Raw genomic sequence first — 23,244 nt, forward strand, 5'->3', positions numbered from 1 at the left:
CTTACTGCACCGTCTCCGCCGCATTGATCGCATCGATCAACTTGCGGAAGCGTCCGAAGTTTTTCCTCTTCGGAACCATGACCAAGCGCGGCAGTTCGAGGATATCCGGCTCATTCGCCTCCTCGTGAAGCGCCACCCCTTGCGTGATGCGGTTTCCATCGAGGATATCATCGAAAGCCGCATTGATGAGCTCGATCGCCTTGTCCGTCAGTCGCCGCTGCACGCGGATCACCATCTTCTGGCCGACCCACCGGTAGCTGTTGAAGTTCTTGTAGAACTGCGCGATTTCCGCGACCGCCTCGTCCACGCTGGCGCAGACTTTGAAGAGCGAGAAGTCGTCGTCGGAAACCAATCCCAGCCGGAGCAGATGCTCCTCGAGAAAATGAATCCACGTCTTCCAATACGTGCCGTCGTGACGATCCACCATCACCACGGGAATGATCCGCGCCTTGCCAGTCTGCATGAGCGTGAGCACCTCGAAGCCCTCATCCATCGTCCCGAAGCCGCCCGGAAAGAGCGCCACCGCGTGCGTTTCCTTCACGAAGTTGAGTTTACGGGTGAAGAAGTAGTTGAAATTGATCAGCTTCTGGTCGCCATGAATCGTCTCATTCGCCTTCTGCTCAAACGGCAGGCGGATATTGAGGCCGAAGCTATTCTCCCGGCCGGCTCCGCGCTGAGCGGCACCCATGATGCCATCGCCACCTCCGGTGATGGTCATATAGCCGAGGTCCTCGTGCATCCGGCGGGCAAATTCCTCCGCCGCGACCGCCTCCGGCTCGGTGGCCTTGGTGCGCGCCGAGCCGAAAACGACCACCTTGTGCACATGCCGGTAGGGCGTAAAGACGCGGGCCGCATAACGGAGCTCCTTCAGAGAGCGGTTGAAAAGCTTCAGGTCGGCCGTTGTCGTCCGGTCCCGCCCCATCTTCAAGGCGGTGATGATCATTTCCTCGATCAACTCGCAGGACTTCGTGCACTCCCACTCGCACACGAGCTGTTTGATCAATTCGTCGGTTTTCGGGTTGCCTGTGGTCTGGGTCTTGTTCGGAGTGGCGGAAATGCCGCCGGCGGTAAAATCCTGCATTGGGGAAGATGAGAGTTGAGCGAAAGAGGCGGGCCGGTTACAAGCGCCGTCCGCTTTTATCTTTCGCCCTGAAGTACCGAAACCTCAACTTTCGCTCCATTTTCCCATGATCGTCGTCATCCGTCCCAATACTCCCCGCCCGCAAATCGATGAAGTTATCGCCGAAGTCCAGAAGCTCGGCTACGACCCGCGGCCCATTTTCGGCACGGAGCAGACGGTCATCGCCGCCATCGGCGACGAGCGCACTCATCACACCCTCACCTCGCTCACGGCCCTTCCCCAAGTGGAGAAAGTGATCCCCGTCCAGAAGCGCCACAAGCTCGTCAGCCGCGAGTCCCACTCCGGCGACACCACGGTGGACGTCGACGGCTTGAAGGTCGGCGCCAATGCTCCCTTCTGCCTCATGGCCGGCCCCTGCTCGGTGGAAAGTGAAGAGCAGCTCATCAGCACCGCCCGGGCGGTGAAGGCCGCCGGCGCCACCATCCTGCGCGGCGGCGCCTTCAAGCCGCGCACTTCGCCCTACGAATTCCAGGGACTCGGCAGCGAAGGCCTGCGCCTGCTCTCGCTCGCGAAGAAGGAGACGGGGCTGAAGATCATCACCGAAGTGCTCAGCGAGCGCCATGTCGATGAAGTCGCCTCGCACACCGACATCCTGCAGATCGGCGCCCGCAATTCGCAGAACTTCCAGCTCCTCATCGAGTGCGCCAAGACCGGCAAGCCGATCCTCCTCAAGCGTGGCTTGAGCCAGAAGATCGAGGAATGGCTGCTCGGCGCCGAATACCTGCTCGCTCACGGCAATAACAAGGTGATGTTCTGCGAGCGAGGCATCCGCACTTTCGAGACCTACACCCGCAACACCCTCGACCTCGCCGCGGTGGCCATCGCCAAGAAGGAGTCGCATCTGCCGGTGATCGTCGATCCGAGCCAGGGCTGCGGCCGCGCCGATCTCGTGCGTATGCTCTGCAAGGGCTCCGTGGCCATGGGCGCGGACGGCCTGCTCATCGAGGTGCACCCGCACCCCGCCGAAGCCCTCAGCGACGGCCAGCAGCAGGTGGATTTCGTCGGCTTCCAGCAACTCGTGAAAGATCTGCAGCCGCTGCTCGGCGCCATGGGACGCGCTTAAGCGATTTTTCGGGAGCCACCACTCTCCGAAGGACTGTGGGACGTTCGTTGAAAAGCTCTTCCGGAAATCATGACTAACGAACCTCGGTCTCGCTCGCGAACCATCGTCCGTCGAGTGCTGGTCATTCTGGGATTCGTTGTCTTGATTGGGTTGCTGTTTCCCCTGGTAGGCCCCCCGAAGGAGCACCCTCGTCGCGCGGAGACCCGGTCTTTCGTGCAGGGGCTTCTCGGCTCGGTTAAAGCCTATACGGCTGAATATGGGTCCCCCCCTGGCGGTACCCCCGCGCAAATCATGGCCGCTTTTCGAGGAGACAATCCGCGTAAAGTCTTATTCTTCGACGCAAGTGCCAATCGCTTTAACGCCCAAGGAGAGCTTGTCGATCCTTGGGGCACGCCCTACCGCTTCGACGTTTCCAAAACCGACTCTCCGCGGGTCTGGTCCTGCGGGCCCAATCGCAAAGACGAAGGTGGGGCGGCAGGCTCCGATGACATTGTAAGTTGGCGCTGACCGGCGGATCGACTTCAGGGAAGAAATCTCTCCGTAACCTCTTGTCAGACACCGGGATGGCAACGAACTTGCTGAACGCCGTCCGGGTCGATCACCAGGAGCGCTAGGCGGATTCGCCGGCAGGAAGGTGCCTCGTCTCCCCGCTTGTGCAGCGGAGAGGTTCGGGACATGATCTTTGGTTTGATCGAGATGAAAGCGCTGTTTCTCCTTTCCTGCTTCTTCCTTCTCGTCGGTGTCCTTCCGGCAGCCGCTCAGTTGCCCGGCATGGAATCGCTGGCGGGCTTAATCATTAGCCAGTTCGATCGCGACCATGATGGGAACGTCGACATCAACGAATGGCAGAATGGCGCGAACGACGGCTTTGTCGAGATGGACAAAGACCAGGACGGCTTTATCTCCGAGTCAGAGGTTGATGCTCTCTCGGACGACATCAGCGAAGAAATCGGCCGGCTCGGCGCCGCGGCTGCGGTGGTGCTGATCAAGAAAATCCTCTTCACTTTCGACACGGATCACGATCACCGGATCAGCAAGGCGGAATACGAGGCCGGCTGCACCGCCCTTTTCAAGCTGCTCGATACCAATCACGACAAACTGCTGACCAAGGCCGAGCTGGCCGAACTGCCCATCCGCCTCTTCCAGCGCGGGGACGGCAAGTAAGCGGTCGCTGCAGTTCCGGCTATTTCTTCTCCGGCGCAGTCACTGTTGGCGTCTCGATCTTCGCGTCCTTCGGCAGGGCTTCGTAGGTGATGTCCGCGTGCACGGTCTGCTTGAACAGAATCGCATTCGATTGCGATCGCCGAACCAGCCAGCCGTTTTTTCCCTCGGGAACCAGCCACTCCTGCGGCAGATCCTGGGGATCGGTCTTGTCTCCGGCGTCCGGCACCATGCGGAGGTGCACAAGGTCCTTTCCGTCGACCTTTTCCTTGCCCACCGATTCATAGGTCGGGCGGCGCGGATTGCCCACTACCTGCCCGCCCTCCAGCGGGCGCCAGGGCCGCGGCCGCGAGATCATCGTCGCCGGTCGTGCTTCGCCAGGTCTTCCCTTCGTCGTCGCTCACGTAGTAGCTCCCGTCCTTGCGGATGATCTCCATCGGCTGCTTGCCGGACAGCACCATATCCCAATCGTCGCCCACCCGCCGCAGCTTGAGATGCAGCTCAAATGTCTCGCGCTTGAAGGTCGCGTCGGCCGCCAATGCCGGCAGCTTCCGCGTCGCCGCCCGGGCCGCGTCGAGCTGGTCCGTGGGCGAAGCCGGCTTCTTCTTCCTGTCGGGCGACGCGGTGGCGGAAGCCGCGGCGGAAAGCAGCAGCCCGGCCACGAAGATCCCGGTCAAACGAAACAAGTGCGATTTCATGCACCTCATGCAAGCGGCATCTCCTCTGCCAAGTCCAGTACGATGTCACTTTTGCCCAAACGCCCGCGGCTTGCCTTCGGTCGGGATCACTGGCCAAATCGTCGCGAATGCCATGAACTCTCGTCAAAAACTCGGATGGACGCTGGTTCTTATTTTGGCGCTGTTTTGCTGCGTTTGTGGAACGCTCGCCTTCGTCAGCAGGTTCAGTTTGTTCGGACTCCTTACGGGGCCCGAAGAGACCGGCGAAGCGCATCTGAACAAGCTCGCACGCTCCGCCTCACCAATCATACAAGGCCTGGAGCGTTACCGCGCGGAGCATCAGCGATTTCCAACTGACCCCGCGGATCTGACTCCCTATCTGCCCCCGATTCCGGCCACTCCCGCATCGGCAAATCACGCCTTTATCCGGGGCTGGTTCTATCATCGCGATCAAACCGGCCAGGGTTACTCGCTCGCTTACAAAGTCGACCGCGACCCAAACCTCATCTACGTCTCTGACGGCTCCACCGCTCACTGGGAATACGATCCCGGCGATGGCACTCCGAGCAAGGTGCTGCACCTCAAACCTTGATCCGGATGAGGTGTGGGCCGAGTTAAGATTGGGAGAAAGCAATCGGGCACGCTATCCTGCACGCGTGCGACTCTCTTCCCTCGTTTTCATCTTCATCGCCTTTATCTGCCCCGCTTTCGCGGAAAACGGCACATCGTCAGGCGCCCCGGCTTCACCTCTGCTCCAAAAGGGCAACGCCCGCGTCGTTCTCGTCGGTGATAGCATCACCGGCCAGAGCCGCAATCATCCGGCCGGCTATGCGCATCAAATGGATTGGGCATTGGAACAGGCGTATCCCGGTTGCCATCCGCACATCATCGCCCTCGGCGGCAGCGGACAAGGCGTGCAAGCGTGGTTGAACACGGAGAAGCGCTCGCGTACCGACTCCTTTCCGCTCGACGTCAAAGGCATCGACGTCAAAACCGAACTCGATCAACCCACCGACGTGCTCATCGTCATGCTCGGCATGAACGATGTCCTCGCGCCGTACGTCTGGGATGAACCCGCCTCGTGGGAGAAATGGTCGGCGAACTATCGTGAACTCGTCACGTCTCTGCAGAGCCGGCTGAAGCCCAAGATCACCGCGGTCGCCACCGCGACGATGTGCACGGAGGATGAGACTTCGCCGAAGAACGAAATGATCCGAAAGCTCAACGAGCATCTGCAGAGCCTCGCCCAAGAGATGGGACTCCTCGTCCTCCCGACCCACGCCACGATGCTCGATGTCCTGCGCCGTGGACGGCACGTGAAAGCAGATTTTCATGTCACCCACGACTACGTCCATCCCAACGAAGCGGGGCACCAGGCCATCGCCATCGCGATGCTTCGCGGTTTGGACGGAGAAAAGGCGGCGCGCGCCATCGAAGAGCAAAAGCTTGCGAAAATCCTGAACCCAACCAGCAGCGCTCCCGTGCCCGTGACGATCGCCCCTTCCCCTGCTCCGTGGGTGGTCACCGCGGGATTCGTCCGCAAGCCTTGGAACGATCGTCAACCACCGACTGGCGCCACCTTTCACGGACCGGTGGAGGACGCCATCGAGCACGGTCGCTCGCCTCTCGACGTCGCCGAAGCCGCGCCGGGCCAGAAGCTCGATTGGGAACCGTATCAAGCCAGCATCAACTTCACGGGAGGAGCAAATCCCGACAGCGTGGATTTCGCTGCCGTCACCCACGCACGCCCATTTGAAGCCGGTTACGGCGCCCGGTGGATTCGTTCGGATCGCGAACGGCCGGTCAACGTCGAACTCAGCACGCAAGCTTTCGCGGGAACGCCCTATCTTGAAGTCTGGCTCAATGGGAAATCGATCTACTCCGGCCTGATCGCCGGCGAACCCGGCAAAAAGAAAACGGTCCCTGCGCAGTTGCACGGCGGGTGGAACACGCTCGCCTTCGCGCTGAATCACGTCACCTGGCAGATGCAATGCACCGTCCATCTCGCCGGTGTGGGCGACGATTCGCTGAGCGATCTACAGTACTCGATCAACGCGCAGGAAGCCGAGACATCGACCAAGCGCAACTAAAGCGCCGCCGGCTGCTCACCGCCTGCTTGCACTCGACGCCCAATCCATCATTGGATGCACATCATGCGTTCCCTCCCCCTGCTCCTCGTTCTGCTTCTTTCCCTTTGTGCGTGGCCGCTCCGCGCTGCGGATGACTTTCTTCCCGGCGTAAAGCGCATCGTCTTCCTCGGCGATAGCATCACGCATGGCGGTGGATATGTGGAGGATTTCGAACTCTATCTTTTCGCGCGGCATCCGGAGCGGAAGTTCGAGGTCATCGACATCGGGCTCTCCAGCGAGACGGTTTCCGGCCTGTCGGAGGAAGGGCATGCGGGCGGAAAATTTCCGCGCCCCGATTTGCACGAGCGGCTCGACCGCGCGCTGCCGAAGACCAAGCCGGATCTCGTCTTCGCCTGCTACGGCATGAACGACGGCATCTATCTGCCGCTCGATGAATCGCGCTTCGCGAAATTCCGCGAAGGCATGAATTGGCTGCACGACAAGGTCACTGCCGCCGGCGCACAGATCATTCACCTCACCCCGCCGACCTTTCACCCGCTCACCGCGCGTCCCACACCGGGCCCGGGATGGCAAGCAGCCCGCGTCGATGCTCGGCGGCTACAATGAAGTGCTCGACCACTATTCCGAGTGGCTGCTCGATCAACGCTCCAAAGGCTGGCGCGTCATCGACATCCACGGCCCGATGAATGCCTTCATTGAAGCGCAGCGGAAGACCAATCCCGATTTCATCTTCGCCAAGGACGGCATCCACCCGAATGCGGAAGGCCACGCCCTGATCGCCGATCAACTCATCGCCGCCCTTGTCCCACAAGACGCCGTATGGTGGAAGAAATTCCAGACCGATCTCGCGGCGAATCCCAAAGGCGCCGAACTGCTGAAGCTCGTGCATCAGCATGTCCATGTCCTCGGCGACGCCTGGCTGAGCGACATCGGCCACAAGCGCCCCGGCGTGAATCCCGGCCTGCCGTTGCCGGAAGCCAAAGCGAAGGCTGCGGAACTGGAGACGAAAATCCGCGCGGCGGTCGCCGAATTGCATCTCCAATAAGATCACGTCTCGTCAACTACGCGAAGGTGCGTACTTGACCTGGCGAACATTGCAATCGCAGCATGTGGGTTCAAACATCAAGCGATCGTCATGTTCCCCACCACGGCTCGCCAGTCCGGCCCCCATCCGTACTTCAAAGGTAATCGGCGATTCATTCTAGCTGCTGCCGCTTTATCCATCAGCTGCGGGCCTTTCGCTCACGGCCAGGACACCGTTCTGCATAGCTTTACCGGAACCGGCGATGGAGCGCTCCCGGTGGCGCAAGTGCTGACCCTTTCCGGTTCGACCCTGTATGGGGCTACGCCCCAAGGCGGCAGCAATTCCGACGGCGTTCTTTTCAGCGTGAATACCGATGGTTCGAACTTCACTTTGTTGCGGACCTTTTCGGGAGCCACGACAGATGGGTCCGAACCAACCGGCGCCCTTTCCATCATTGGTTCGCAGATCTATGGAATGACAAAGGCAGGCGGCTCCTTCGGAGCGGGCGCAGCCTACGTGATGAATCTGGACGGGAGTGGCTTTACCATCCTGCACAATTTCGGGACTGGTGGCAGCAGCGACGGAGACTTCCCCGTAGGTTCCATGACACCCTCGGGTTCCAAACTCTATGGCATGACATCGCTCGGCGGCATCGGCAGCAAAGGGACCATTTTCAGCATGAATCCCGACGGATCCGGCTATACCACGCTGTATTCCTTTACCGGTGGCGCCACCAGTGGCGTCTCACCTCGCGATGGCACGCTCGCCATTTCCGGTTCGATGCTCTACGGAATGGCCTTCCAAGGCGGTTCGGCCAACAACGGCATCGTTTTCGGCATGAATCTCGATGGCTCAGGCTTCACCGTCCTGCACAGCTTCACCAGAGCGATAGACGGTAGCGGCCCGCTGGGTTCCTTGCTCTTGGTGGGCTCCCAACTCTACGGCCTGATGCCGGGCGGTGGCCCCTCCGTCGGAGGTCTCGCCTTCAGCATGAATCTCGACGGTTCCGACTTCACACAGCTGCATAATTTCAGCGGCAAAGGAGGCACCTTCCCGGACGGTTCGCTCACCCTTCTGGGGACAAAACTTTTCGGCACCACTTCCGGCGGTGGGGCAAACACCGACGGGACTGTCTTTGAAATGAACCTCGATGGTTCCGACTTCACCCTTCTCAGCAGTTTCACTGGCCAACCGGGCGACGGGAATGACCCCGAGGGCAGCGTGACCGTTTCGCCCGACGGAAGCGTTCTGTATGGAATGACGAGAACCGGCGGCACCAGCAACGACGGCACGGTTTTCTCCGTGGCTATTCCAGCCCCCGAACCAGCCAGCGCCGGACTCATCGCCTATGGCGCGCTGCTGATGGCTGGCCTTCGCCGACGCAGGCAGGAAGCCAGACGTTAGATCAACTCCGCGATCTGCACCGCATTGAGCGCGGCGCCCTTGAGGAGCTGATCGCCGGCGACCCAGAAGGCGAGGCCGTTGTCCAGCGCGCAGTCGAGGCGCAGACGTCCGACCTGGCAGTCGTCCTGTTCGGCGACGTAGAGCGGGAGCGGGTACTCGGCCTTGGCGGGATCGTCCACCAGTTCGAGGCCGGGCGCTTGCGAGAGCACTTCGCGCGCGTCTTTCAGCGACACGGGACGCTCGAACTCGGCATTCACCGCCACGCTGTGCGCCCGGTAGACCGGCACGCGCACGCAGGTTACCGAAGCCTTGAAGGTCGGGTGATGCATGATGCGGCGGCCTTCGTTCTGCATCTTCATCTCTTCCTTCGTGTAACCGGTCTCGAGGAAGGAATCGACGTGCGGCAGCACGTTAAAAGCGATCTGGTGCGGATAGACTTTTTTCTCCACCGGCTGGCCGGCAGTAACAGCATGCACCTGCGCGCGCAGCTCTTCGATGGCCTGCGCCCCGGTGCCACTCACGGCCTGGTAGCTGGAGGCGAAAATGCGCTTCACGCGGAACTCCTGGTGCAACGGAAATAGCGCCATGAGGGTGATAGCCGTGGTGCAGTTCGGGTTGGCGATGATGCCGCGGCTCTTCTTGATGTCGGCGGCATTGATCTCCGGAACGACGAGCGGCACATCGGGGTCCATGCGATAAGCGCTGGAATTGTCCACCACCACCGCGCCCGCCTGCACGGCATGCGGCGCGTATTGCTTCGAGATGCCGCCACCGGCGCTGAAGAGCGCGACGTCCACCCCGGCAAAGGAATCTTCCTTGAGCTCCGTGATCGGTATGTCGCTGCCGCGGAACGGCAGGGTTTTACCCACCGAGCGCGCGGAGGCCAGCAGGGTCAGTTTACCGACGGGAAAATTGCGTTTCTCAAGCGTCTTGATCATTTCAACACCCACCGCTCCGGTGGCTCCGACGATCGCGACATGTAGATTCTTGCTCATAAAAAAGGCCGCGAACTGTATAGCCTCGCCCGCGCAATGCAAATCCGGAGAAGAGGAAGTTGCGTCATCCTTTTAAAAGACCCGGACTTCACGTAGGGTACGCTGCATGAGCGACGGCGAGTTCCCATCGGGGCCGTGGACCGGCTTTTTTACCTATTCCCACCTCCCCGGAAAGTGGCGAACGAACGTGCACTTTACCTTCGAGCACGGCCGGGTCACTGGAGAAGGCACCGACAGCGTGGGATCGTTCATTGTTGCCGGCCGCTACGATGCCGCAGCCAGGGAGTGTTTTTGGACGAAAACCTACGTCGCCGCCCACAACGTCTTTTACCAAGGATTTCGGGAGGGCAAAGGGATCTGGGGCACGTGGGAGATTCGACCAACCGTGAAAGGGGGCTTTCAACTTTGGCCGCTCGGTGCCGACGGCGGTGAAAATGAAGCGGTGCAGGAGGCGGAAGAACTGCCAGCGGAGTTGCTTCCATCGTGAAAGGCCGGCTTCCGTTTCGCCGCCTTGGCGAAAACAGCCGAGGCGCTATAGTTCCCGGCATCCATGCACATCCGTGTCCACGTCCCCTCGCAAACGCTCGACCTGCTCGATGATGCCGGCGAAACGATCCGCTGCTACGCTATTTCGACCTCCCGCCACGGCCTCGGCACTGAACCCGGCAGCTTCAAGACGCCGACCGGACGCTTTCGCATCGTGGAAAAAATCGGCGACGGAGCCCCTCCAGGAGAAATTTTCGTGAGCCGCGTGCCGACCGGAAAAATCGGCCAGGAAGGCGACGATCACGATCACGTGCAGACGCGCATCCTGTGGCTCGATGGTCTGGACGACGACAACAAGAACACGCACGACCGCTACATTTACATCCACGGGACCAACGCGGAATCGCGCCTCGGCATTCCGGCCAGTTTTGGCTGCGTGCGCATGAACAATCTCGACGTCATCGACCTTTACGATCGCGTCCCGGCGGGCACGACGGTGGAGATACAACCATAGGGCGTTCCACTCACGAAATGTAGGCGTGCCGAAAAAAACGTTGTCTTGTCCCGGCAAACAACGAACATCGCCGCCCTATGCCCACTGGCAAGAAAGGAGGGGAAAACTACTTATCATGAAATACATCGCTATTATCGCGCTCGCCGCAATGGCCCTGAGCCTCGGCGCTTGCGCCAGCAAGACCACCGCGTCGACGAGCTCTACTTCGACGACCGCTTCGACCGGTTACCGGAAGTAAGGCCTCTTCAACCGAGGGGACTTCCTTTACAAGAAGCCAGGCTGGCTCCATGCCGGCCTGGCTTTTTGCATGCCGAAAAAGAGGCGGGAACTGAAATCATCATTGCGGCTAAGAAATGGCAGAAACTCGGCTTTTCTACGTGAGGCGACTGAGTGCGTAGCCGGGTTTCCAGTGTAGTTCCCGTCCCGCCGAACTGGCGCCCCCTCCCCTTTCATGAAGAAAATCATCCTGTTACTCGTTGCCCTCGGTCTTGTCGGCGGCGGTTTGTACGTCGGTAAAGACAAACTGTTCTCGCATCAAAACGACCAGGAAATGCCTGACAAGTTCGTTTCCAAGGCCGAAAAGCGCGACATCGACTTCAGCGTCGAAGTGAGCGGTGACGTAATGCCGGTGACCCAACTCGACGTGAAGGCCGAGGTTGGCGGCAAGGTGAAAAAGCTGCACGTGCTTCCCGGGCAGACAGTGAAGAAGGGCGATCTCCTCGCCGAAATCGACGACAGCGTTTTGCTCACGGATCGGGACAGCGCCAACACGGAGATCGAGGGCGCCAAACTCGCCATGGAAAAGGCGAAGAAGAATTACGAGCGGTCACGCGATCTTTTCCACCAAAAGCTCGTGAGCCAGGAGGTTTTCGACAACACCACCGCCGAGTACGAAATCGCCCAAAACGACCTCGTCAAAGCGCAGAAGAAGTTGCAACAGGTTGACGACCAATTGCACTTCGCCAGAGTGGTGGCGTCGGGGGATGGCACCGTGCTCACCGTTCCGGTGGTCGAAGGACAGGTCATCATCGCCGCCGCGAGCGTGAACAGTGGCACTACGCTCATGACCATTGCCGACCTGCGGAAACTGCTCGTCCAGACGCATATCAACCAGGTGGACGTCGCTCGACTCGAGCTCAGCCAGCCCGTGAAGCTCCGCGCCGAATCGCTGAAAGACCTGGAGATGGAAGCCACGATTTCCTTCATCGCCCCCGTGGCCACCATCACGAACAACGTCAAAGGTTTCGATGTGCAGGCCATGATCGAAAAGCCGAATCCGCGGCTGCGGCCGGGGATGACGGTCAATATGACGGTGCCCATCGCACGTGCGGACGATGCGCTCAGCGTGCCGATTTCCGCCGTCTTCAAGGGCGACGGCAATAAGAAGATCGTTTATGTGCGCAAGGGCGAGACGACCGAGAAACGCGAGGTCAAAATCGGCGTCACCAACATCGATCACGCCCAAATCCTGCAAGGCGTGAGCGAAGGCGAGGAGATTCTGCTCGTCGAACCGGACAAAGTCCCGAAGCGTTCGTGATCGGCGGGTTCATTGTGGAAGCAGGCTTCTCCGGCAATTTTTCCCCATGCCGCTGATCGAACTCATTGACGTCGTCAAACGCTACAAGATCGGCGAGCAGGAAATCCTCGCGCTCGATGGGATCGATCTCACCATCGACCAGGGCGAATACGCCGCGATCATCGGCCCTAGCGGCAGCGGCAAGTCCACGCTCATGCACTTGCTCGGCTGTCTCGATACGCCGACCTCGGGCACGATGCTCATCGATGGCATCGACGTGAGCCGCGCCAGTGGCAACAAGCTGAGCGAAATGCGAAATCAAAAAATCGGTTTCGTCTTCCAGAGCTTCAATCTGCTGCCCAAGCTGACCGTCCTGCAAAACGTGGAGCTGCCCATGATCTATGCCGGTGTCTCCGCCCGCGAGCGCCGCGAGCGCGCGATGGTGGCGATCGAACGCGTGGAACTCCAAAACCGGGTCAAGAATACGCCGCTCCAGCTTAGCGGCGGCCAGATGCAACGCGTGGCCATCGCCCGCGCACTGGTGAACAATCCGAGAATTATCTTCGCCGACGAACCGACGGGCAATCTCGACTCACGGACCGGCGCCAATATCCTCCAGCTCTTCCGCGAACTCAGCACCGGCGGCTGCACCATCGTGCTCGTCACCCACGATGCCAAAATTGCCGCGCAAACCCCGCGCCGCATCGAAATCCGTGACGGCAAAATCGTGGACTCGGAATCCATGGATCCCCTGCTCAGCGGCCAGGCGCAACTCACCCCCACGAAATGATTGCGGAATTCGGAACGCGAAATGCGCAATTTAATTTAGCGCGCACCGTTCAGTTCACCGACGAGATCGGAACCCCGGCCATTCCGCACTCCGCACTTCCCATTCTGCATTCCCGATGAAACCTCTGGCTCGGCCTGCTCGTCGGCTTCAAGGAAATCTGGGCTCACAAATTTCGCAGCATCCTCACGATGCTCGGCGTCATTCTCGGCGTCGCCTCGCTCCTTTCCATGTTCTCCCTCACCGCCGGCATCGCCAAGGGCATGCGCGAAATACATGCAACAGGTGGGTGGCATCGAACAAGTGAGCGTCATCCCCCAAGAGCCTCCGGAGGAGCAGCAGCTTTTCGCGGATACCTCACCAGGCCGCACCGTCAAGGACGCCGAGAGCATCGAGCGATCCGCCCCGCTCATCTCGAGTGTGACCCCGGTTTCCACCCTGGGCGGCTGCGCGATTCACCGTGGTCCCATTACGATCCGTGGCTCGGTGGACGGCTGCTGGCCTTCCTACGTCGAGATCAACAAGCACAACGTCGCCGTCGGCCGCAATCTTTGCGACCTCGATCTCGAGGAGGCCAAGCGTGTCTGCGTCATCGGCAAGGTCATCGTCGACCGCCTCTGGCCGGAGTTCCCCAATTACAATCCCATCGGCGAGACAATCCTGCTGAACAATCGGCCGTTTACGGTCGTCGGGGTTTTCGAATTTTACGAGCGCGAACAGGACAAGCGCCGGCGCCAACTCGCCCAGGAAAAGGCCAATGCCAAGGCCACTCCCACACCCACGCCGGCCAAGAAAAGGAGCGGCCGTTCTTCCCGCTCCACTCCCCTGGGCAACATCCCCTTCCTCGCCAAGAACTCCACCATCATCATCCCGATCAGCACCATGATGTTTGAGTTCAAGAGCGCCAGCGTGGTGGGTGGCGTCGATCAAGGACCGAACCTGAAACTCGATGCCCTGACCTTCCAGGTCGCCGACATCAATCGTTTTCAAGAGGCACTCGCCCAGGTACGCCGCATCCTGACGGAGACGCACCGCACCGTGGAGGATTTCGCCTTCTCCACTCGCGAGGAGATGTTCGACGCAATCGAGCAAAATATCCACGAGACACGCATGAGCGGCGGCCTCATCGCCGGCATTTCTCTGCTCGTGGGCGGCATTGGAATCATGAACATCATGCTCGCCAGCATTACCGAACGCATTCGCGAGATCGGCGTACGTCGTGCGGTCGGCGCCAAGGCGCGGGACATTTTCGTGCAAATCGTCGTCGAGAGCGCGGTCATCGGTTTCATCGGCGGGCTGCTCGGCCTCATCGCCAGCGCGGCCATGATGAAACTGCTCATCTACATCTCACCGGGCAAAAACGCCCCGGTGGTGGAACTCGACAACGTGCTCATCAGCTTCGGCTTCGCCGTGGTCATCGGCGTCCTCAGCGGGTTATATCCGGCGTGGAAAGCGAGCCGCCTGGATCCCATCGAGGCGCTGCGCTACGGGTAGCGCAGGGAGTGGATAGTTGAGAGTTGATAGTTGATAGCCACGTCAAGTAAGCGAAAGTCACCGGCCGAAACTCACGTTGCTCCCGCTTCGTTTGCGAGCACCGTCCGCGCACACCAGCGATGGCTCTCAACCATCAACTCTCAACTATCAACTATCCGACCCTGACCGACCTTCCCTTCCCCGCTCTGGCGCAGGAAATGGACGGCCTTTCCCCCGTGCACACCCACGCCCTGTGGCGCGCGCTTTATCGTGAGGGCGCCACAGATCTCGCACGGCGCTCCGAATTTCTTCCCCCGCTCCGCCGCTGGCTGGATGCCGCCACAGCCCGGTTGCCGGTCGATGTGCCGGAACTCGTTGCCGACACCGCCAGCACGGATGGCCTGACCCGCAAGTTTCTCCTGCGCCTGGCCGATGCCCAGACCATCGAGACCGTGCTCATGAGCTATCGCGGTCGCTACACCGCTTGCGTCAGCACCCAGGCGGGTTGCGCCATGGGCTGTGTTTTTTGCGCCACGGGCCAGATGGGCTTTACGCGGCACCTGCGCCCGGGCGAGATCGTCGCGCAAGTCCTGCACGCCCAACGCACTCTCCTGGCGCGCAGCGAACCCGGCTTGCGCAATCTCGTGCTCATGGGCATGGGCGAACCGTTGCACAATTACGATTCCGTGATGACTGCGCTGGAGATCATCTCCGATCGGCGCGGACTCAATATCGGTCCCGGCCACATCACCATCAGCACCGTTGGCGTCGTTCCCGGCATTCTGCGTCTCGCCGAGGAGCAGCGCCCATATCATCTCGCGGTGAGCCTGCATGGTGCCAGCGAAGAAGAGCGCTCCGCACTCGTCCCGGCCAGTCGCCGCTGGTCGCTGGCCGAACTCATCGCCGCCTGCCGCACCTATGGTGCCAAAACCGGCCGCCGCATCTTCTTCGAATGGACGCTCATCGCCGGCCAGAACGATTCGCCGGCGCAAGCCGCCAGGCTCGCTGCGCTCCTCGCGGGTATCGATGCCCACGTCAATCTCATCCCGCTCAATCCCACCGGCGGCTTCGCCGGCACCGCAAGTGCCAGTGCGGCGGCGAACGAATTCCAGCACACCTTGAAGGCCGCCAACATTCCCTCCACCGTTCGTCAGCGCCGCGGCATCGACGTTGCAGCGGGCTGCGGACAACTCAGGGTGGAGAAAGGCCGAACATCGGCCGGAGTAACATCCAACGTCCAATGAAGCCGCTGCGGAACGCCAACGTTCCGCCACGCGCTTGCCCCATGGAATGTTCGATGTTGGGCGTTCGATGTTGGATGTTGGCGAAGCCTTTACAGCCCCCTCCCGGATGCCGCACGACGCACCCATTCGCCGGCCGATCCACCGTCGTCCATTGCGGTCCTTGATTTCCATCCGTCCAACCAGTGTCGAATCGCACTCCCGCCACCGCGAGGAACACGTGGCCATTTTTCGCGTACACGTCGATCCAGTCTCCTTCGCCTGATTTGCCGTAGCCGCGGAAATCTTTTGAAACCATGCAGCCATCCAGCAGCCCCGCCTCTCGCAGGACAAAGGACGCAGAACCCGAGCAATCATACCCGGTATCGACCGAGCAACCATGCCCACCGCCCCAGCGGTAGGGCAATCCGACGATGCGATTCCCCGCCTCGATCGCTCTCTCCACTCTCTCGGGCGCACCCGGCGGCGCAAAGGCGTAACCGCCCCGGATGATCGCGGTCCTCCCCGGCACATAATGGTAAGTGTAGTGGGGCGATTCACAGCCGGTCAGGCCGGCGAGCAGGAGAGCGAGAACGAGGAAGGAAGAAAGGCGCAATGCAGTCATTGGGTTACTCACGAAGGATGAAGGCAGGAAATATGCCGAATGCGTAAAAACACTCAACAGGCACGCCGCTGGTGTTTATCCAGCCGACTCAGTCCAGCATAAATCGGCGCCTCTTGAAATGGCCGTTGGAATTCTCGTTGCTGATCGGCGCCGATTTCAGCTTGGGTGAAGCACGTCGCGACAGCGGCTTCCCACTATTTCGTCGATGCCCATCGTCCCCTCCGCCTTTCACGCCCCATTCTTCCTGCGCAATGGCCACGTGCAAACCATCCTCCCAGTCCTGTTGCCACGCCGCCTCCGCACGGCGTTCGTTCGCGAGCGACTGGAATTGCCCGATGGCGATTTCCTCGATCTCGACTGGCTGCGCGGAAATGGCAATCGTCTCGTCATTCTCGCCCACGGACTCGAGGGCAGCTCCACGCAAAACTACATTCGCGGGATAACGGCGGAGTTGGCGAAAGCGGGTTGGGATTCACTGGCCTACAATTTTCGCGGCTGTAGCGGCGAACCGAATCGCCTGCCACGCGCCTATCACAGCGGCGAGACCGAAGACCTGCGCACCGTCATCACTCGTGCGACCAGGGACTACTCCACGCTGGCCCTCGTCGGCTTCAGTCTCGGCGGCAACGTCGTCCTGAAATATCTCGGCGAAGCTCCGCCGCACGCCAGTATTCGCGCGAGCGCGGCCGTCTGTGCGCCGATCGATCTCGCCGCCTGCGCGCGCAAGCTCGACGAGAAACGCAGCAATCGCATCTACCTGCGCCGCTTTATCGTCTCACTCGTGGACAAGATCGAGGCCAAGGCCGCGCTCTTCCCCGACGTCGTCGACTCCACGGGTGCGCGCCACTTGCGCTCATTCCAGGAATTCGACGACCGCTTCACCGGCCCGATGCACGGCTTCCGCGATGCGGCCGATTACTGGACCCGTTCCAGCGCCCGGCAGTTCCTCTCGAAGATCACCGTCCCCACGCTCCTCCTCCAGCCACGCAACGATCCCTTCCTCGCGCCTGAGGCCTATCCCTGGCCCGAAGCTGAAGCGAATCCTCACTTCTTCCTCGAAGCGCCGGAGTCCGGCGGCCATGTCGGCTTCCTCGATCTTCGAAATGGTCTGCAGCCGTGGTCCGAACGCCGCGTCGCGGAGTTTCTCCGCGAACACGTTCGCTGAACTTAACGGCTAGTTTACGTAAACATACGTAGTTAAAACCTATATATCACCGCCATTCTGCGCCTATTCACCGCACTGCACCGTGCACGAGTCCTCGGCCGCTGGCTCAGTTTCGTCGTCTGTCTGGGTCCGTGTCGGAAATTTCTGCCGGTGCTGCTTCTTTTTCGGGGCATGACAAGGTAAAAAGGCCGTCGGGCCAAAAGCAGTCAAACGATTCGCTGGCGCAACGGGCCATTCGCGGCTAACCAAAGCGCCCGCCAAAGCATGCCAATCGCTAGGGCGGCTCAAGTTTCGTCATTCGTCATTCGTCATTTCCATGCTCACCATTCGCGAACTCAAGAAATCCCTCGGCGGCCGTGTGCTCTTCGAAGAAGCCGACCTGCAGGTGAACTACGGCGAGCGCGTCGCCCTCGTCGGCCCGAACGGCGCCGGAAAGTCGACTCTCTTCAATATCATCCTCAAGCGCGAGGAGCCCGATGCTGGTGGCGTGGAACGCGATGAATGGACGATGATCGGCTATCTGCCGCAGGAAGCGGAAGCCGTCGGCGACGAGACCGCGCTCGATGTCGCCACCGGCCGGGCCGGCGAAGTGCCCGCGCTGGAAAAGCGCCTGCATGAGCTCGAGCAGACCGGCGACGTTTCCAGCCCCGAGTATCTCGAGGCCCACGCCAAGCACGAGGCGCTGAGCGATCCGCAAGTCGACGCCAAGGCCAAGCGCATGCTCGCCGGACTCGGCTACCGCGACGAGAATTTCAACAAACCGGCGCGCGAACTCAGCGGCGGCTGGATCATGCGCGCCCACCTCGCGCGTCTGCTCGTGATGGAGCCCGATCTTCTCATGCTCGACGAGCCGACCAACCATCTCGACCTGATCTCGCTCCTCTGGCTGCAGAATTATCTCAAGAACTACTCCGGCGCGGTCCTGCTCATCTCGCACGATCGCCAGTTCATGGATGAAATCGTCCAGACGGTTTACGAAATCCACGAGCGCAAACTGCTGAGTTACACGGGGAACTACGCCGACTTCCTCCGGCAAAAGGAAGAGCGCTACGAGCAGCAGTCCGCCGCTTACAAGAACCAGCAGAAGCGCATCGCGGAACTGCAGGAATTTGCAGATCGCTTCCGGTCCGTGGCATCGAAGGCCGCGCAGGCCCAGAGCAAGCTCAAGGAAATCGAGCGCATGGAGCTCATTGAAAAGCCGCTCCCGCCGCGCAAGCCGTTCCGGTTTCAAATTCCCCAGCCGCCGCGCAGCGGTGCGCTCGTCATGTCGCTCAGCGGCATTCACATGGCGTATGGCAACAACGTCGTCTACAAGGGGCTCGATCTCGACATCGAGCGCGGCGAGCGCACTGTGCTCGTCGGCCCGAACGGCGCCGGCAAATCCACGCTGCTCAAGATTCTCGCCGGGGTGCTTGAATTCCAAAAAGGCGAACGCAAAGCCGGCCTCAACGCCAAGATCGGTTACTTCTCACAACATCGCGCCGCCACCCTCGATCCCAACAAGACCGTGCTGCAGGAAGTGATGGATGCCAACGGCACGCTCAGCGAAAACGAAGCACGCGCCATCCTCGGCTCATTCCTCTTCCGCAAGGATGAGATCTACAAAAAGACCGGCGTCCTCAGCGGCGGAGAGAAGACGCGGCTCAACCTCATCAAGTTTCTCGTCGATCCGCCGAACCTGCTCCTCATGGACGAACCGACGACGCATCTCGACATCCACACCGTCGAGTCGCTCATTCTCGCGCTCGAGAGCTACCAGGGCACGCTGGTCTTCATCAGCCACGACGTGCATTTCATCCGCAAGCTCGCCACCAAGGTTCTGCACGTCAACGCCGGCGCCGTCCGCGGCTATCCCGGCGGCTACGATTACTTCCTGGAAAAGACCAATGCCCTCGGCAACGAGCGCGCCGCGCTCACCGCGGGATAGACACAGACTCTAAGCGAAGTCTCCGCTGCTAGTTATCTCCTCAAGAGCGCTCAAAACACCCGCTCGCGTTTCCCCCAATGAAACTCGCCTGTTTCCTCCTGCTCGCGCCGCTGATCGCCTTCGGCGCGCCCACCACCGACGTGGCCGGTCTGCGCAAAGCCGCCGAGGCCAGCGCCGAGCGTCACGGCGTCGAAGTGCACTTCGACCAACCCTACGCTGGCAACGATAACCCCATGCAGTGCGTGGATCTCTACCTGCCAAAGCAGCGCAAGAGCGACAAGCCTCTGCCGGTGATCGCGTATCTGCACGGCGGTGGCTGGCTCGCTGGCCACCGAATCGGCGGCTTCGCGGGCCTTATCCGCCGTGTGCAGGACGGCGAATACGCCGGGGTCTCTATCGGTTACCGGCTGACCGGCGAAGCATCCTGGCCAGCGCAAATCCATGACTGCAAGGCGGCGATCCGCTGGATTCGCGGCCATGCCAAACAATACCATCTCGATCCCGACAAGATCGCCATCGCCGGCAATTCCGCAGGCGGACATCTCGCCTCCCTCCTCGGCACGAGTGGCGGAGTAAAGGAGCTGGAGGGCAACCTCGGCGAATGGACCAACGAAAGCAGTCGCGTGACGTGCGTCGTGGATCTCTGCGGGCCGGAAGATCTCACCAAACCGCTGATGTTCGACCGACTCGGCCATCCCATCGTCAAGGACCTGGCAGTGGTCGGATTGCTGGGCGGCACCTATGAAGAAAAGCATGACGAAGCCGTCGCCGCATCACCGCTCACCTGGGTCAGTCCCGACGACCCGCCTTTCTTCATTGCGCAAGGCACGAAGGACGATCGCGTGGCGTACGCCAATTCCGAGGCCTTGCACGCCGCGTTGCAAAAAGCCGGTGTCAAATCGCTGCTCATCCCGATCACCGGCGGTGGTCACGGTTCGGTGAGCAACACGGAAGTCCAGCGCCGCGTGGACCAATTCGTGGACATGTATCTACGCGGCATCCCGGCGGAGATCAGCACAGAACCAGTCCCGGCCGACGGCCCGAAGAACCAGGAGAGTGCCAAGAGCCAGGTAACAAGAGCCAAGTGATTCCCGCAATGGAACCGTTACTTGGCTCCTGGCCCTTTTCTTACTTCCCGCGCGCGAAGTGGATGTTGAAATGCGGCGTTCCGAATTTCCCCCATAGCCGCACCCAAAGCGCGAGGAACATCTCCGTGCCACGGGAGTTCGAGATGTCGCCAAGGTCGATAATGCTCTCCGGCTTCCAGCCAAACCATTCGCTCAGCCAGCCGGCCACTTGGGCTTTTGCTCCGGCGTCGTTGCCGCAGATGAGGAGTTCATGCTCTCCGGGCACGCTCGAAGGGTTGACCATCACGTCGCAGTTCACCGTGTTCAGCGCCTTCACCACACGGACATCCGGGAATTCGTGCTGCGTCTGTTCGCCGAGGGAATCGGTGTTGCACACGGTCAGTGTGGGCGGCATGCCTTTCGAGAAATCGAGCGGGTTGCCGACTTGGATGAGCACCTTGCCGCGCAGATTCGCCGCACCGGCCTGGCGCAGGGCTTCGATGGAATTTGCCCCATTGGTGCAATCGAGAACGATTTCTCCAAACGCCGCGGTATCCGCGAAGGTGCCGATCTGGCCTTTGCCGCCGACTGAGCGGAGCCATTCCTGTCCCGCGCTGCTATTGGCGGTGCGTGAGCCGACCATGATCTGGTGGCCAAGTTGAACGAGTTTGGTGGCCAGTGTATTGCCAACCATGCCGGTGCCGAGAACTGCGATTTTCATAAGGTCTCTTTGGATAGGGTTGAGTCTTTTGCGATGGCGCGACCTGCTTTCTACGCCTTGCAGTGATTTCGACAAGTAGGCACTATTTTGTGCCCTAGTCCCCCTTTGGAAACCATGAACCCCGCCGAATGCTCCGTCCGCGCCGCCTTGAACATCATCGGCGGCAAGTGGAAACCCGTGATCATCTATTACCTCATGGAAGGCACGCGGCGCTTTGGCGAGCTGCGCAAGGAAATGCCCGACGCCACGCAGAAGATGCTCACCCAGCAATTGCGCGAACTGGAGCGTGACGGCATCGTCGCGCGCAAGGTCCACCAAGTCGTCCCGCCAAAAGTCGAGTATTCCCTCACGCCCTACGGCCGCACGCTGCGGCCGGTCATGCGCGAGCTGTGCAAGTGGGGCGAGAAGCACATGGCTGGCAAGCGGTGATGCTCGCTACTTCCCAGCCGCCTTCTTCTTCAGCGTGCTCAAGTAAGGCGGTGGCGAGAAAGTCACTTCCGTCTCCTTCGCCTGGGCGGCGAGATCTTGCGGGGTGAGGAGCGCCGGCGACCACGCTCCGGGTTGGGGCTTGTCGACGTGGAGCGGATACGGGTCTTCGTACTGCTTCTGCAACTGCGCGAGTTTGGCCAGCAACGCCTTCACCTTCTTTTCATGTTCCGGTTGGTCGTTGAGATCGACTTCCTCATGGGGGTCATGCGCGAGATCGAAGAGTTGGGTTCGGTTGATGAGCGGGTAGCGGATGAGCTTCCAGCGGTCATCACTGATCGAACGCTGGCACGTCTTGTAGGCGTTGAACAGGTACTCCCGCACCCGCGCTTTCTTTCCGTGAATGACTGGCGCGAGGCTCAGGCCTTCGACGCGCTTCGGGATCGGCGTGCCCGTCAACTCGCAGAGCGTCGGGAAAACATCCATTAGATAAACCGTGGCCCGCGTCTCGCCTTTCGGAATCCCCTTGCCCGCGACGATGAGTGGCACGTGCATACCGCCAAATTCGTAGAGGTTCTGTTTGCCGAGCAAGCCGTGCTCGCCCAGGGACAGCCCGTTGTCGCCGGCAATGATGAAGATCGTATTCTCGAATTGTCCCGCATCGCGCAACGCCTGGACGATCCGCCCCATCGCCGCATCCCAGTATTCCGTCGACGCATAATAACGCGCGAGTTTCTTTCCGAGATTTTCCTTCGTGCGCGGCCACGGCAGCGTCATCTCATCGCGCACCTTGATGTCGCCATTGTCGAAGGTGTGAAAGGGCGCGAAGGCCTTGGGCAGCGGCACGTCCTCCGGGTTGTAGTGCGCATAGAAATCCGGCGTGGCGTATTGCGGATCGTGCGGTTCGTGCGGCGCGATGTAGAGACACATTGGCTTGGTGCCCGCGGTGCGCTTGATGAATTCGATCGCCTTGTCCGCACAGGCCATCGATTCGCCCGGATCGTAGGTCTCGTCGAATTCCGCGGTCACCAGCTTCGGCGAATTGTCATTCTTGCCCGTGTGCAGCGTCGCATATCCCGCCGCCTTCATCGCACGCGGAAACGAATAGGTATCCGGCGTGTCATCCGGCGCGATCGGCCCCTTGCCACGCGGCACGGCTTTCATTGCATGGAACATCGACATGCCCGTCAGCAGCATGGTGCGGCTCGGCAGACAGACGGCGCCTTCCATTGAACCCATGGTGTAGGCGCGGTGGAAAATGAACCCGGTGGAGACCAGCGAATCCACATTGGGCGTCTTCACCACCGGGTGCCCGAGGCTGGCGAGACCGTCGGCCCGCAAATCGTCGGCGAGCAGGATGACAATATTGGGCTTGGCATCGGCGCCCCGCACGAATGGCAGATAGCAGATGGCAAATACGGCAACGAGGAGCTGCGAGAGTTTCATGGGGGAAGAACGGCGACGCTTCGAGGGGTTCGCCGAGTAATGTGATCTCGACGAGCTTCCTTAGCTAAAAATGTGATGATAACGCGGCTGCGTTGCAGCCGGGATCAGTGACCACTGGGGCCCGCGACAGCGTACGCCAGCGTCCGTCGTTCGCGTTTTCGAATTTCACTCACGTCCCTTCGCCGCGCTCCTCTTCAAAGAGCATGGCCTGCTCATCCAACGATGTTCCCTCTCCTCCACGCGATACGACTTCTTTTTTAGGGCGCGCCATCCCCGGTGTGAATTGCCCGCGACGCAGGTCGGTCTTTGATTTCCC

25 protein-coding genes and 1 pseudogene are annotated in these 23,244 nt (G+C 60.7%); 19 read left to right on the forward strand and 7 right to left on the reverse strand.

Going from position 1 to position 23,244, the window contains the following annotated elements; genetic code table 11:
• Window position 1 precedes the first annotated feature (1 nt).
• Window positions 2-1,081 carry an LOG family protein gene (locus CFE428DRAFT_RS26210; protein WP_006982706.1) on the reverse strand — a complete coding sequence of 360 codons (1,080 nt, stop codon included), beginning with the start codon at window positions 1,079-1,081 and terminating at the stop codon, window positions 2-4.
• Between the two features lie 106 nt (window positions 1,082-1,187).
• Between CFE428DRAFT_RS26210 and aroF the strand changes: the two genes are divergently transcribed.
• Complete coding sequence (gene aroF, locus CFE428DRAFT_RS26215) at window positions 1,188-2,204, forward strand: 3-deoxy-7-phosphoheptulonate synthase (protein ID WP_006982707.1); 1,017 nt, start codon at window positions 1,188-1,190, stop codon at window positions 2,202-2,204.
• Between the two features lie 675 nt (window positions 2,205-2,879).
• Window positions 2,880-3,368, forward strand: coding sequence for an EF-hand domain-containing protein (locus tag CFE428DRAFT_RS26220; RefSeq protein ID WP_006982708.1), 489 nt, complete (start codon window positions 2,880-2,882; stop codon window positions 3,366-3,368).
• Between the two features lie 19 nt (window positions 3,369-3,387).
• Here CFE428DRAFT_RS26220 and CFE428DRAFT_RS26225 read toward each other — a convergent pair whose 3' ends face one another.
• Window positions 3,388-3,675 carry a hypothetical protein gene (locus CFE428DRAFT_RS26225; protein ID WP_006982709.1) on the reverse strand — a complete coding sequence of 96 codons (288 nt, stop codon included), beginning with the start codon at window positions 3,673-3,675 and terminating at the stop codon, window positions 3,388-3,390.
• A complete protein-coding gene (locus tag CFE428DRAFT_RS26230) occupies window positions 3,647-4,063 on the reverse strand; it encodes a hypothetical protein (protein WP_006982710.1) in 417 nt (138 codons plus the stop codon). Before CFE428DRAFT_RS26230 ends, CFE428DRAFT_RS26225 begins: the two co-directional genes overlap by 29 nt.
• Before the next feature lie 112 nt (window positions 4,064-4,175).
• Here CFE428DRAFT_RS26230 and CFE428DRAFT_RS26235 point away from each other — a divergent pair, with 112 nt between their 5' ends.
• The 5 genes from CFE428DRAFT_RS26235 to CFE428DRAFT_RS26250 all read left to right on the forward strand — a co-directional run bounded on the left by CFE428DRAFT_RS26235 (window position 4,176) and on the right by CFE428DRAFT_RS26250 (window position 8,560).
• Window positions 4,176-4,634 (forward strand): hypothetical protein, encoded by a 459-nt coding sequence (locus CFE428DRAFT_RS26235; protein ID WP_006982711.1) that lies wholly within the window; start codon window positions 4,176-4,178, stop codon window positions 4,632-4,634.
• Window positions 4,635-4,698: 64 nt separating this feature from the next.
• The gene (locus tag CFE428DRAFT_RS26240; protein WP_006982712.1) at window positions 4,699-6,132 is read left to right on the forward strand and encodes a GDSL-type esterase/lipase family protein; all 1,434 of its coding nucleotides are present in this window, start codon (window positions 4,699-4,701) and stop codon (window positions 6,130-6,132) included.
• 63 nt (window positions 6,133-6,195) lie between these two features.
• Window positions 6,196-6,738: a GDSL-type esterase/lipase family protein gene (locus CFE428DRAFT_RS39185; RefSeq protein WP_202797506.1), complete on the forward strand. Its 543-nt coding sequence runs from the start codon at window positions 6,196-6,198 to the stop codon at window positions 6,736-6,738.
• Window positions 6,719-7,177, forward strand: a complete 459-nt coding sequence (locus CFE428DRAFT_RS39190) for an SGNH/GDSL hydrolase family protein (RefSeq protein WP_006982714.1) — start codon at window positions 6,719-6,721, stop codon at window positions 7,175-7,177. Before CFE428DRAFT_RS39185 ends, CFE428DRAFT_RS39190 begins: the two co-directional genes overlap by 20 nt.
• A gap of 90 nt (window positions 7,178-7,267) precedes the next feature.
• Window positions 7,268-8,560, forward strand: a complete 1,293-nt coding sequence (locus CFE428DRAFT_RS26250; RefSeq protein ID WP_006982715.1) for a choice-of-anchor tandem repeat GloVer-containing protein — start codon at window positions 7,268-7,270, stop codon at window positions 8,558-8,560.
• Here the strand turns inward: CFE428DRAFT_RS26250 and CFE428DRAFT_RS26255 are convergent.
• The gene (locus tag CFE428DRAFT_RS26255) at window positions 8,557-9,555 is read right to left on the reverse strand and encodes an aspartate-semialdehyde dehydrogenase (RefSeq protein WP_006982716.1); all 999 of its coding nucleotides are present in this window, start codon (window positions 9,553-9,555) and stop codon (window positions 8,557-8,559) included. The two genes, CFE428DRAFT_RS26250 and CFE428DRAFT_RS26255, sit on opposite strands and share 4 nt — an antisense overlap.
• Window positions 9,556-9,661: 106 nt before the next feature.
• On the opposite strand from CFE428DRAFT_RS26255, the gene CFE428DRAFT_RS26260 reads away from it, so the two are divergent.
• The 8 genes and pseudogenes from CFE428DRAFT_RS26260 to rlmN all read left to right on the forward strand — a co-directional run bounded on the left by CFE428DRAFT_RS26260 (window position 9,662) and on the right by rlmN (window position 15,575).
• Window positions 9,662-10,042, forward strand: a complete 381-nt coding sequence (locus tag CFE428DRAFT_RS26260; protein ID WP_006982717.1) for a hypothetical protein — start codon at window positions 9,662-9,664, stop codon at window positions 10,040-10,042.
• Window positions 10,043-10,105: 63 nt separating this feature from the next.
• Window positions 10,106-10,555: a L,D-transpeptidase gene (locus CFE428DRAFT_RS26265; RefSeq protein ID WP_006982718.1), complete on the forward strand. Its 450-nt coding sequence runs from the start codon at window positions 10,106-10,108 to the stop codon at window positions 10,553-10,555.
• Window positions 10,556-10,670: 115 nt separating this feature from the next.
• Entirely contained in the window at window positions 10,671-10,793 is a 123-nt protein-coding gene (locus CFE428DRAFT_RS40630; protein WP_006982719.1) for a hypothetical protein, read from the forward strand.
• Between the two features lie 213 nt (window positions 10,794-11,006).
• Window positions 11,007-12,092, forward strand: a complete 1,086-nt coding sequence (locus CFE428DRAFT_RS26270; RefSeq protein ID WP_006982720.1) for an efflux RND transporter periplasmic adaptor subunit — start codon at window positions 11,007-11,009, stop codon at window positions 12,090-12,092.
• Window positions 12,093-12,138: 46 nt separating this feature from the next.
• Window positions 12,139-12,861 carry an ABC transporter ATP-binding protein gene (locus tag CFE428DRAFT_RS26275; protein WP_006982721.1) on the forward strand — a complete coding sequence of 241 codons (723 nt, stop codon included), beginning with the start codon at window positions 12,139-12,141 and terminating at the stop codon, window positions 12,859-12,861.
• A 188-nt stretch (window positions 12,862-13,049) separates the two neighbouring features.
• Window positions 13,050-13,094, forward strand: a pseudogene (locus CFE428DRAFT_RS41580) (hypothetical protein); the annotation flags it as partial.
• A gap of 40 nt (window positions 13,095-13,134) precedes the next feature.
• Entirely contained in the window at window positions 13,135-14,352 is a 1,218-nt protein-coding gene (locus CFE428DRAFT_RS26285) for an ABC transporter permease (RefSeq protein WP_006982722.1), read from the forward strand.
• A 119-nt stretch (window positions 14,353-14,471) separates the two neighbouring features.
• On the forward strand, window positions 14,472-15,575 hold the full coding sequence (rlmN, locus tag CFE428DRAFT_RS26290) for a dual-specificity RNA methyltransferase RlmN (RefSeq protein WP_006982723.1): 1,104 nt from the start codon (window positions 14,472-14,474) through the stop codon (window positions 15,573-15,575).
• Here the strand turns inward: rlmN and CFE428DRAFT_RS26295 are convergent.
• The gene (locus CFE428DRAFT_RS26295) at window positions 15,523-16,176 is read right to left on the reverse strand and encodes an NlpC/P60 family protein (protein WP_006982724.1); all 654 of its coding nucleotides are present in this window, start codon (window positions 16,174-16,176) and stop codon (window positions 15,523-15,525) included. The genes rlmN and CFE428DRAFT_RS26295 overlap by 53 nt on opposite strands.
• A 205-nt stretch (window positions 16,177-16,381) precedes the next feature.
• On the opposite strand from CFE428DRAFT_RS26295, the gene CFE428DRAFT_RS26300 reads away from it, so the two are divergent.
• The 3 genes from CFE428DRAFT_RS26300 to CFE428DRAFT_RS26310 all read left to right on the forward strand — a co-directional run bounded on the left by CFE428DRAFT_RS26300 (window position 16,382) and on the right by CFE428DRAFT_RS26310 (window position 20,356).
• Entirely contained in the window at window positions 16,382-17,341 is a 960-nt protein-coding gene (locus tag CFE428DRAFT_RS26300) for a YheT family hydrolase (RefSeq protein ID WP_006982725.1), read from the forward strand.
• A 316-nt stretch (window positions 17,342-17,657) separates the two neighbouring features.
• On the forward strand, window positions 17,658-19,268 hold the full coding sequence (locus CFE428DRAFT_RS26305) for an ABC-F family ATP-binding cassette domain-containing protein (RefSeq protein ID WP_006982726.1): 1,611 nt from the start codon (window positions 17,658-17,660) through the stop codon (window positions 19,266-19,268).
• 77 nt (window positions 19,269-19,345) lie between these two features.
• Window positions 19,346-20,356 carry an alpha/beta hydrolase gene (locus CFE428DRAFT_RS26310; RefSeq protein WP_006982727.1) on the forward strand — a complete coding sequence of 337 codons (1,011 nt, stop codon included), beginning with the start codon at window positions 19,346-19,348 and terminating at the stop codon, window positions 20,354-20,356.
• Window positions 20,357-20,396: 40 nt separating this feature from the next.
• Here CFE428DRAFT_RS26310 and CFE428DRAFT_RS26315 read toward each other — a convergent pair whose 3' ends face one another.
• Window positions 20,397-21,056, reverse strand: a complete 660-nt coding sequence (locus CFE428DRAFT_RS26315; protein ID WP_006982728.1) for an NADPH-dependent F420 reductase — start codon at window positions 21,054-21,056, stop codon at window positions 20,397-20,399.
• Between the two features lie 114 nt (window positions 21,057-21,170).
• On the opposite strand from CFE428DRAFT_RS26315, the gene CFE428DRAFT_RS26320 reads away from it, so the two are divergent.
• Window positions 21,171-21,485: a winged helix-turn-helix transcriptional regulator gene (locus tag CFE428DRAFT_RS26320; protein WP_006982729.1), complete on the forward strand. Its 315-nt coding sequence runs from the start codon at window positions 21,171-21,173 to the stop codon at window positions 21,483-21,485.
• Between the two features lie 6 nt (window positions 21,486-21,491).
• Here the strand turns inward: CFE428DRAFT_RS26320 and CFE428DRAFT_RS26325 are convergent, their stop codons facing one another.
• On the reverse strand, window positions 21,492-22,928 hold the full coding sequence (locus CFE428DRAFT_RS26325) for a sulfatase family protein (protein WP_006982730.1): 1,437 nt from the start codon (window positions 22,926-22,928) through the stop codon (window positions 21,492-21,494).
• Window positions 22,929-23,244: the final 316 nt, after the last annotated feature.

Origin of the sequence: Chthoniobacter flavus Ellin428, assembly GCF_000173075.1 — a bacterium.
Taxonomy (GTDB): Bacteria; Verrucomicrobiota; Verrucomicrobiia; order Chthoniobacterales; family Chthoniobacteraceae; genus Chthoniobacter; species Chthoniobacter flavus.

What these genes read in the sequence shown, in the direction of transcription:
- CFE428DRAFT_RS26210 (WP_006982706.1), bottom strand. Translation starts at nt 1,081, where the DNA reads ATGCAGGATTTTACCGCCGGCGGCATTTCCGCCACTCCGAACAAGACC.
- aroF (WP_006982707.1), top strand. Translation starts at nt 1,188, where the DNA reads ATGATCGTCGTCATCCGTCCCAATACTCCCCGCCCGCAAATCGATGAA.
- CFE428DRAFT_RS26220 (WP_006982708.1), top strand. Translation starts at nt 2,880, where the DNA reads ATGATCTTTGGTTTGATCGAGATGAAAGCGCTGTTTCTCCTTTCCTGC.
- CFE428DRAFT_RS26230 (WP_006982710.1), bottom strand. Translation starts at nt 4,063, where the DNA reads ATGAAATCGCACTTGTTTCGTTTGACCGGGATCTTCGTGGCCGGGCTG.
- CFE428DRAFT_RS26235 (WP_006982711.1), top strand. Translation starts at nt 4,176, where the DNA reads ATGAACTCTCGTCAAAAACTCGGATGGACGCTGGTTCTTATTTTGGCG.
- CFE428DRAFT_RS39185 (WP_202797506.1), top strand. Translation starts at nt 6,196, where the DNA reads ATGCGTTCCCTCCCCCTGCTCCTCGTTCTGCTTCTTTCCCTTTGTGCG.
- CFE428DRAFT_RS39190 (WP_006982714.1), top strand. Translation starts at nt 6,719, where the DNA reads ATGCTCGGCGGCTACAATGAAGTGCTCGACCACTATTCCGAGTGGCTG.
- CFE428DRAFT_RS26250 (WP_006982715.1), top strand. Translation starts at nt 7,268, where the DNA reads ATGTTCCCCACCACGGCTCGCCAGTCCGGCCCCCATCCGTACTTCAAA.
- CFE428DRAFT_RS26255 (WP_006982716.1), bottom strand. Translation starts at nt 9,555, where the DNA reads ATGAGCAAGAATCTACATGTCGCGATCGTCGGAGCCACCGGAGCGGTG.
- CFE428DRAFT_RS26260 (WP_006982717.1), top strand. Translation starts at nt 9,662, where the DNA reads ATGAGCGACGGCGAGTTCCCATCGGGGCCGTGGACCGGCTTTTTTACC.
- CFE428DRAFT_RS26265 (WP_006982718.1), top strand. Translation starts at nt 10,106, where the DNA reads ATGCACATCCGTGTCCACGTCCCCTCGCAAACGCTCGACCTGCTCGAT.
- CFE428DRAFT_RS40630 (WP_006982719.1), top strand. Translation starts at nt 10,671, where the DNA reads ATGAAATACATCGCTATTATCGCGCTCGCCGCAATGGCCCTGAGCCTC.
- CFE428DRAFT_RS26270 (WP_006982720.1), top strand. Translation starts at nt 11,007, where the DNA reads ATGAAGAAAATCATCCTGTTACTCGTTGCCCTCGGTCTTGTCGGCGGC.
- CFE428DRAFT_RS26275 (WP_006982721.1), top strand. Translation starts at nt 12,139, where the DNA reads ATGCCGCTGATCGAACTCATTGACGTCGTCAAACGCTACAAGATCGGC.
- CFE428DRAFT_RS26285 (WP_006982722.1), top strand. Translation starts at nt 13,135, where the DNA reads ATGCAACAGGTGGGTGGCATCGAACAAGTGAGCGTCATCCCCCAAGAG.
- rlmN (WP_006982723.1), top strand. Translation starts at nt 14,472, where the DNA reads ATGGCTCTCAACCATCAACTCTCAACTATCAACTATCCGACCCTGACC.
- CFE428DRAFT_RS26295 (WP_006982724.1), bottom strand. Translation starts at nt 16,176, where the DNA reads ATGACTGCATTGCGCCTTTCTTCCTTCCTCGTTCTCGCTCTCCTGCTC.
- CFE428DRAFT_RS26300 (WP_006982725.1), top strand. Translation starts at nt 16,382, where the DNA reads ATGCCCATCGTCCCCTCCGCCTTTCACGCCCCATTCTTCCTGCGCAAT.
- CFE428DRAFT_RS26305 (WP_006982726.1), top strand. Translation starts at nt 17,658, where the DNA reads ATGCTCACCATTCGCGAACTCAAGAAATCCCTCGGCGGCCGTGTGCTC.
- CFE428DRAFT_RS26310 (WP_006982727.1), top strand. Translation starts at nt 19,346, where the DNA reads ATGAAACTCGCCTGTTTCCTCCTGCTCGCGCCGCTGATCGCCTTCGGC.
- CFE428DRAFT_RS26315 (WP_006982728.1), bottom strand. Translation starts at nt 21,056, where the DNA reads ATGAAAATCGCAGTTCTCGGCACCGGCATGGTTGGCAATACACTGGCC.
- CFE428DRAFT_RS26320 (WP_006982729.1), top strand. Translation starts at nt 21,171, where the DNA reads ATGAACCCCGCCGAATGCTCCGTCCGCGCCGCCTTGAACATCATCGGC.
- CFE428DRAFT_RS26325 (WP_006982730.1), bottom strand. Translation starts at nt 22,928, where the DNA reads ATGAAACTCTCGCAGCTCCTCGTTGCCGTATTTGCCATCTGCTATCTG.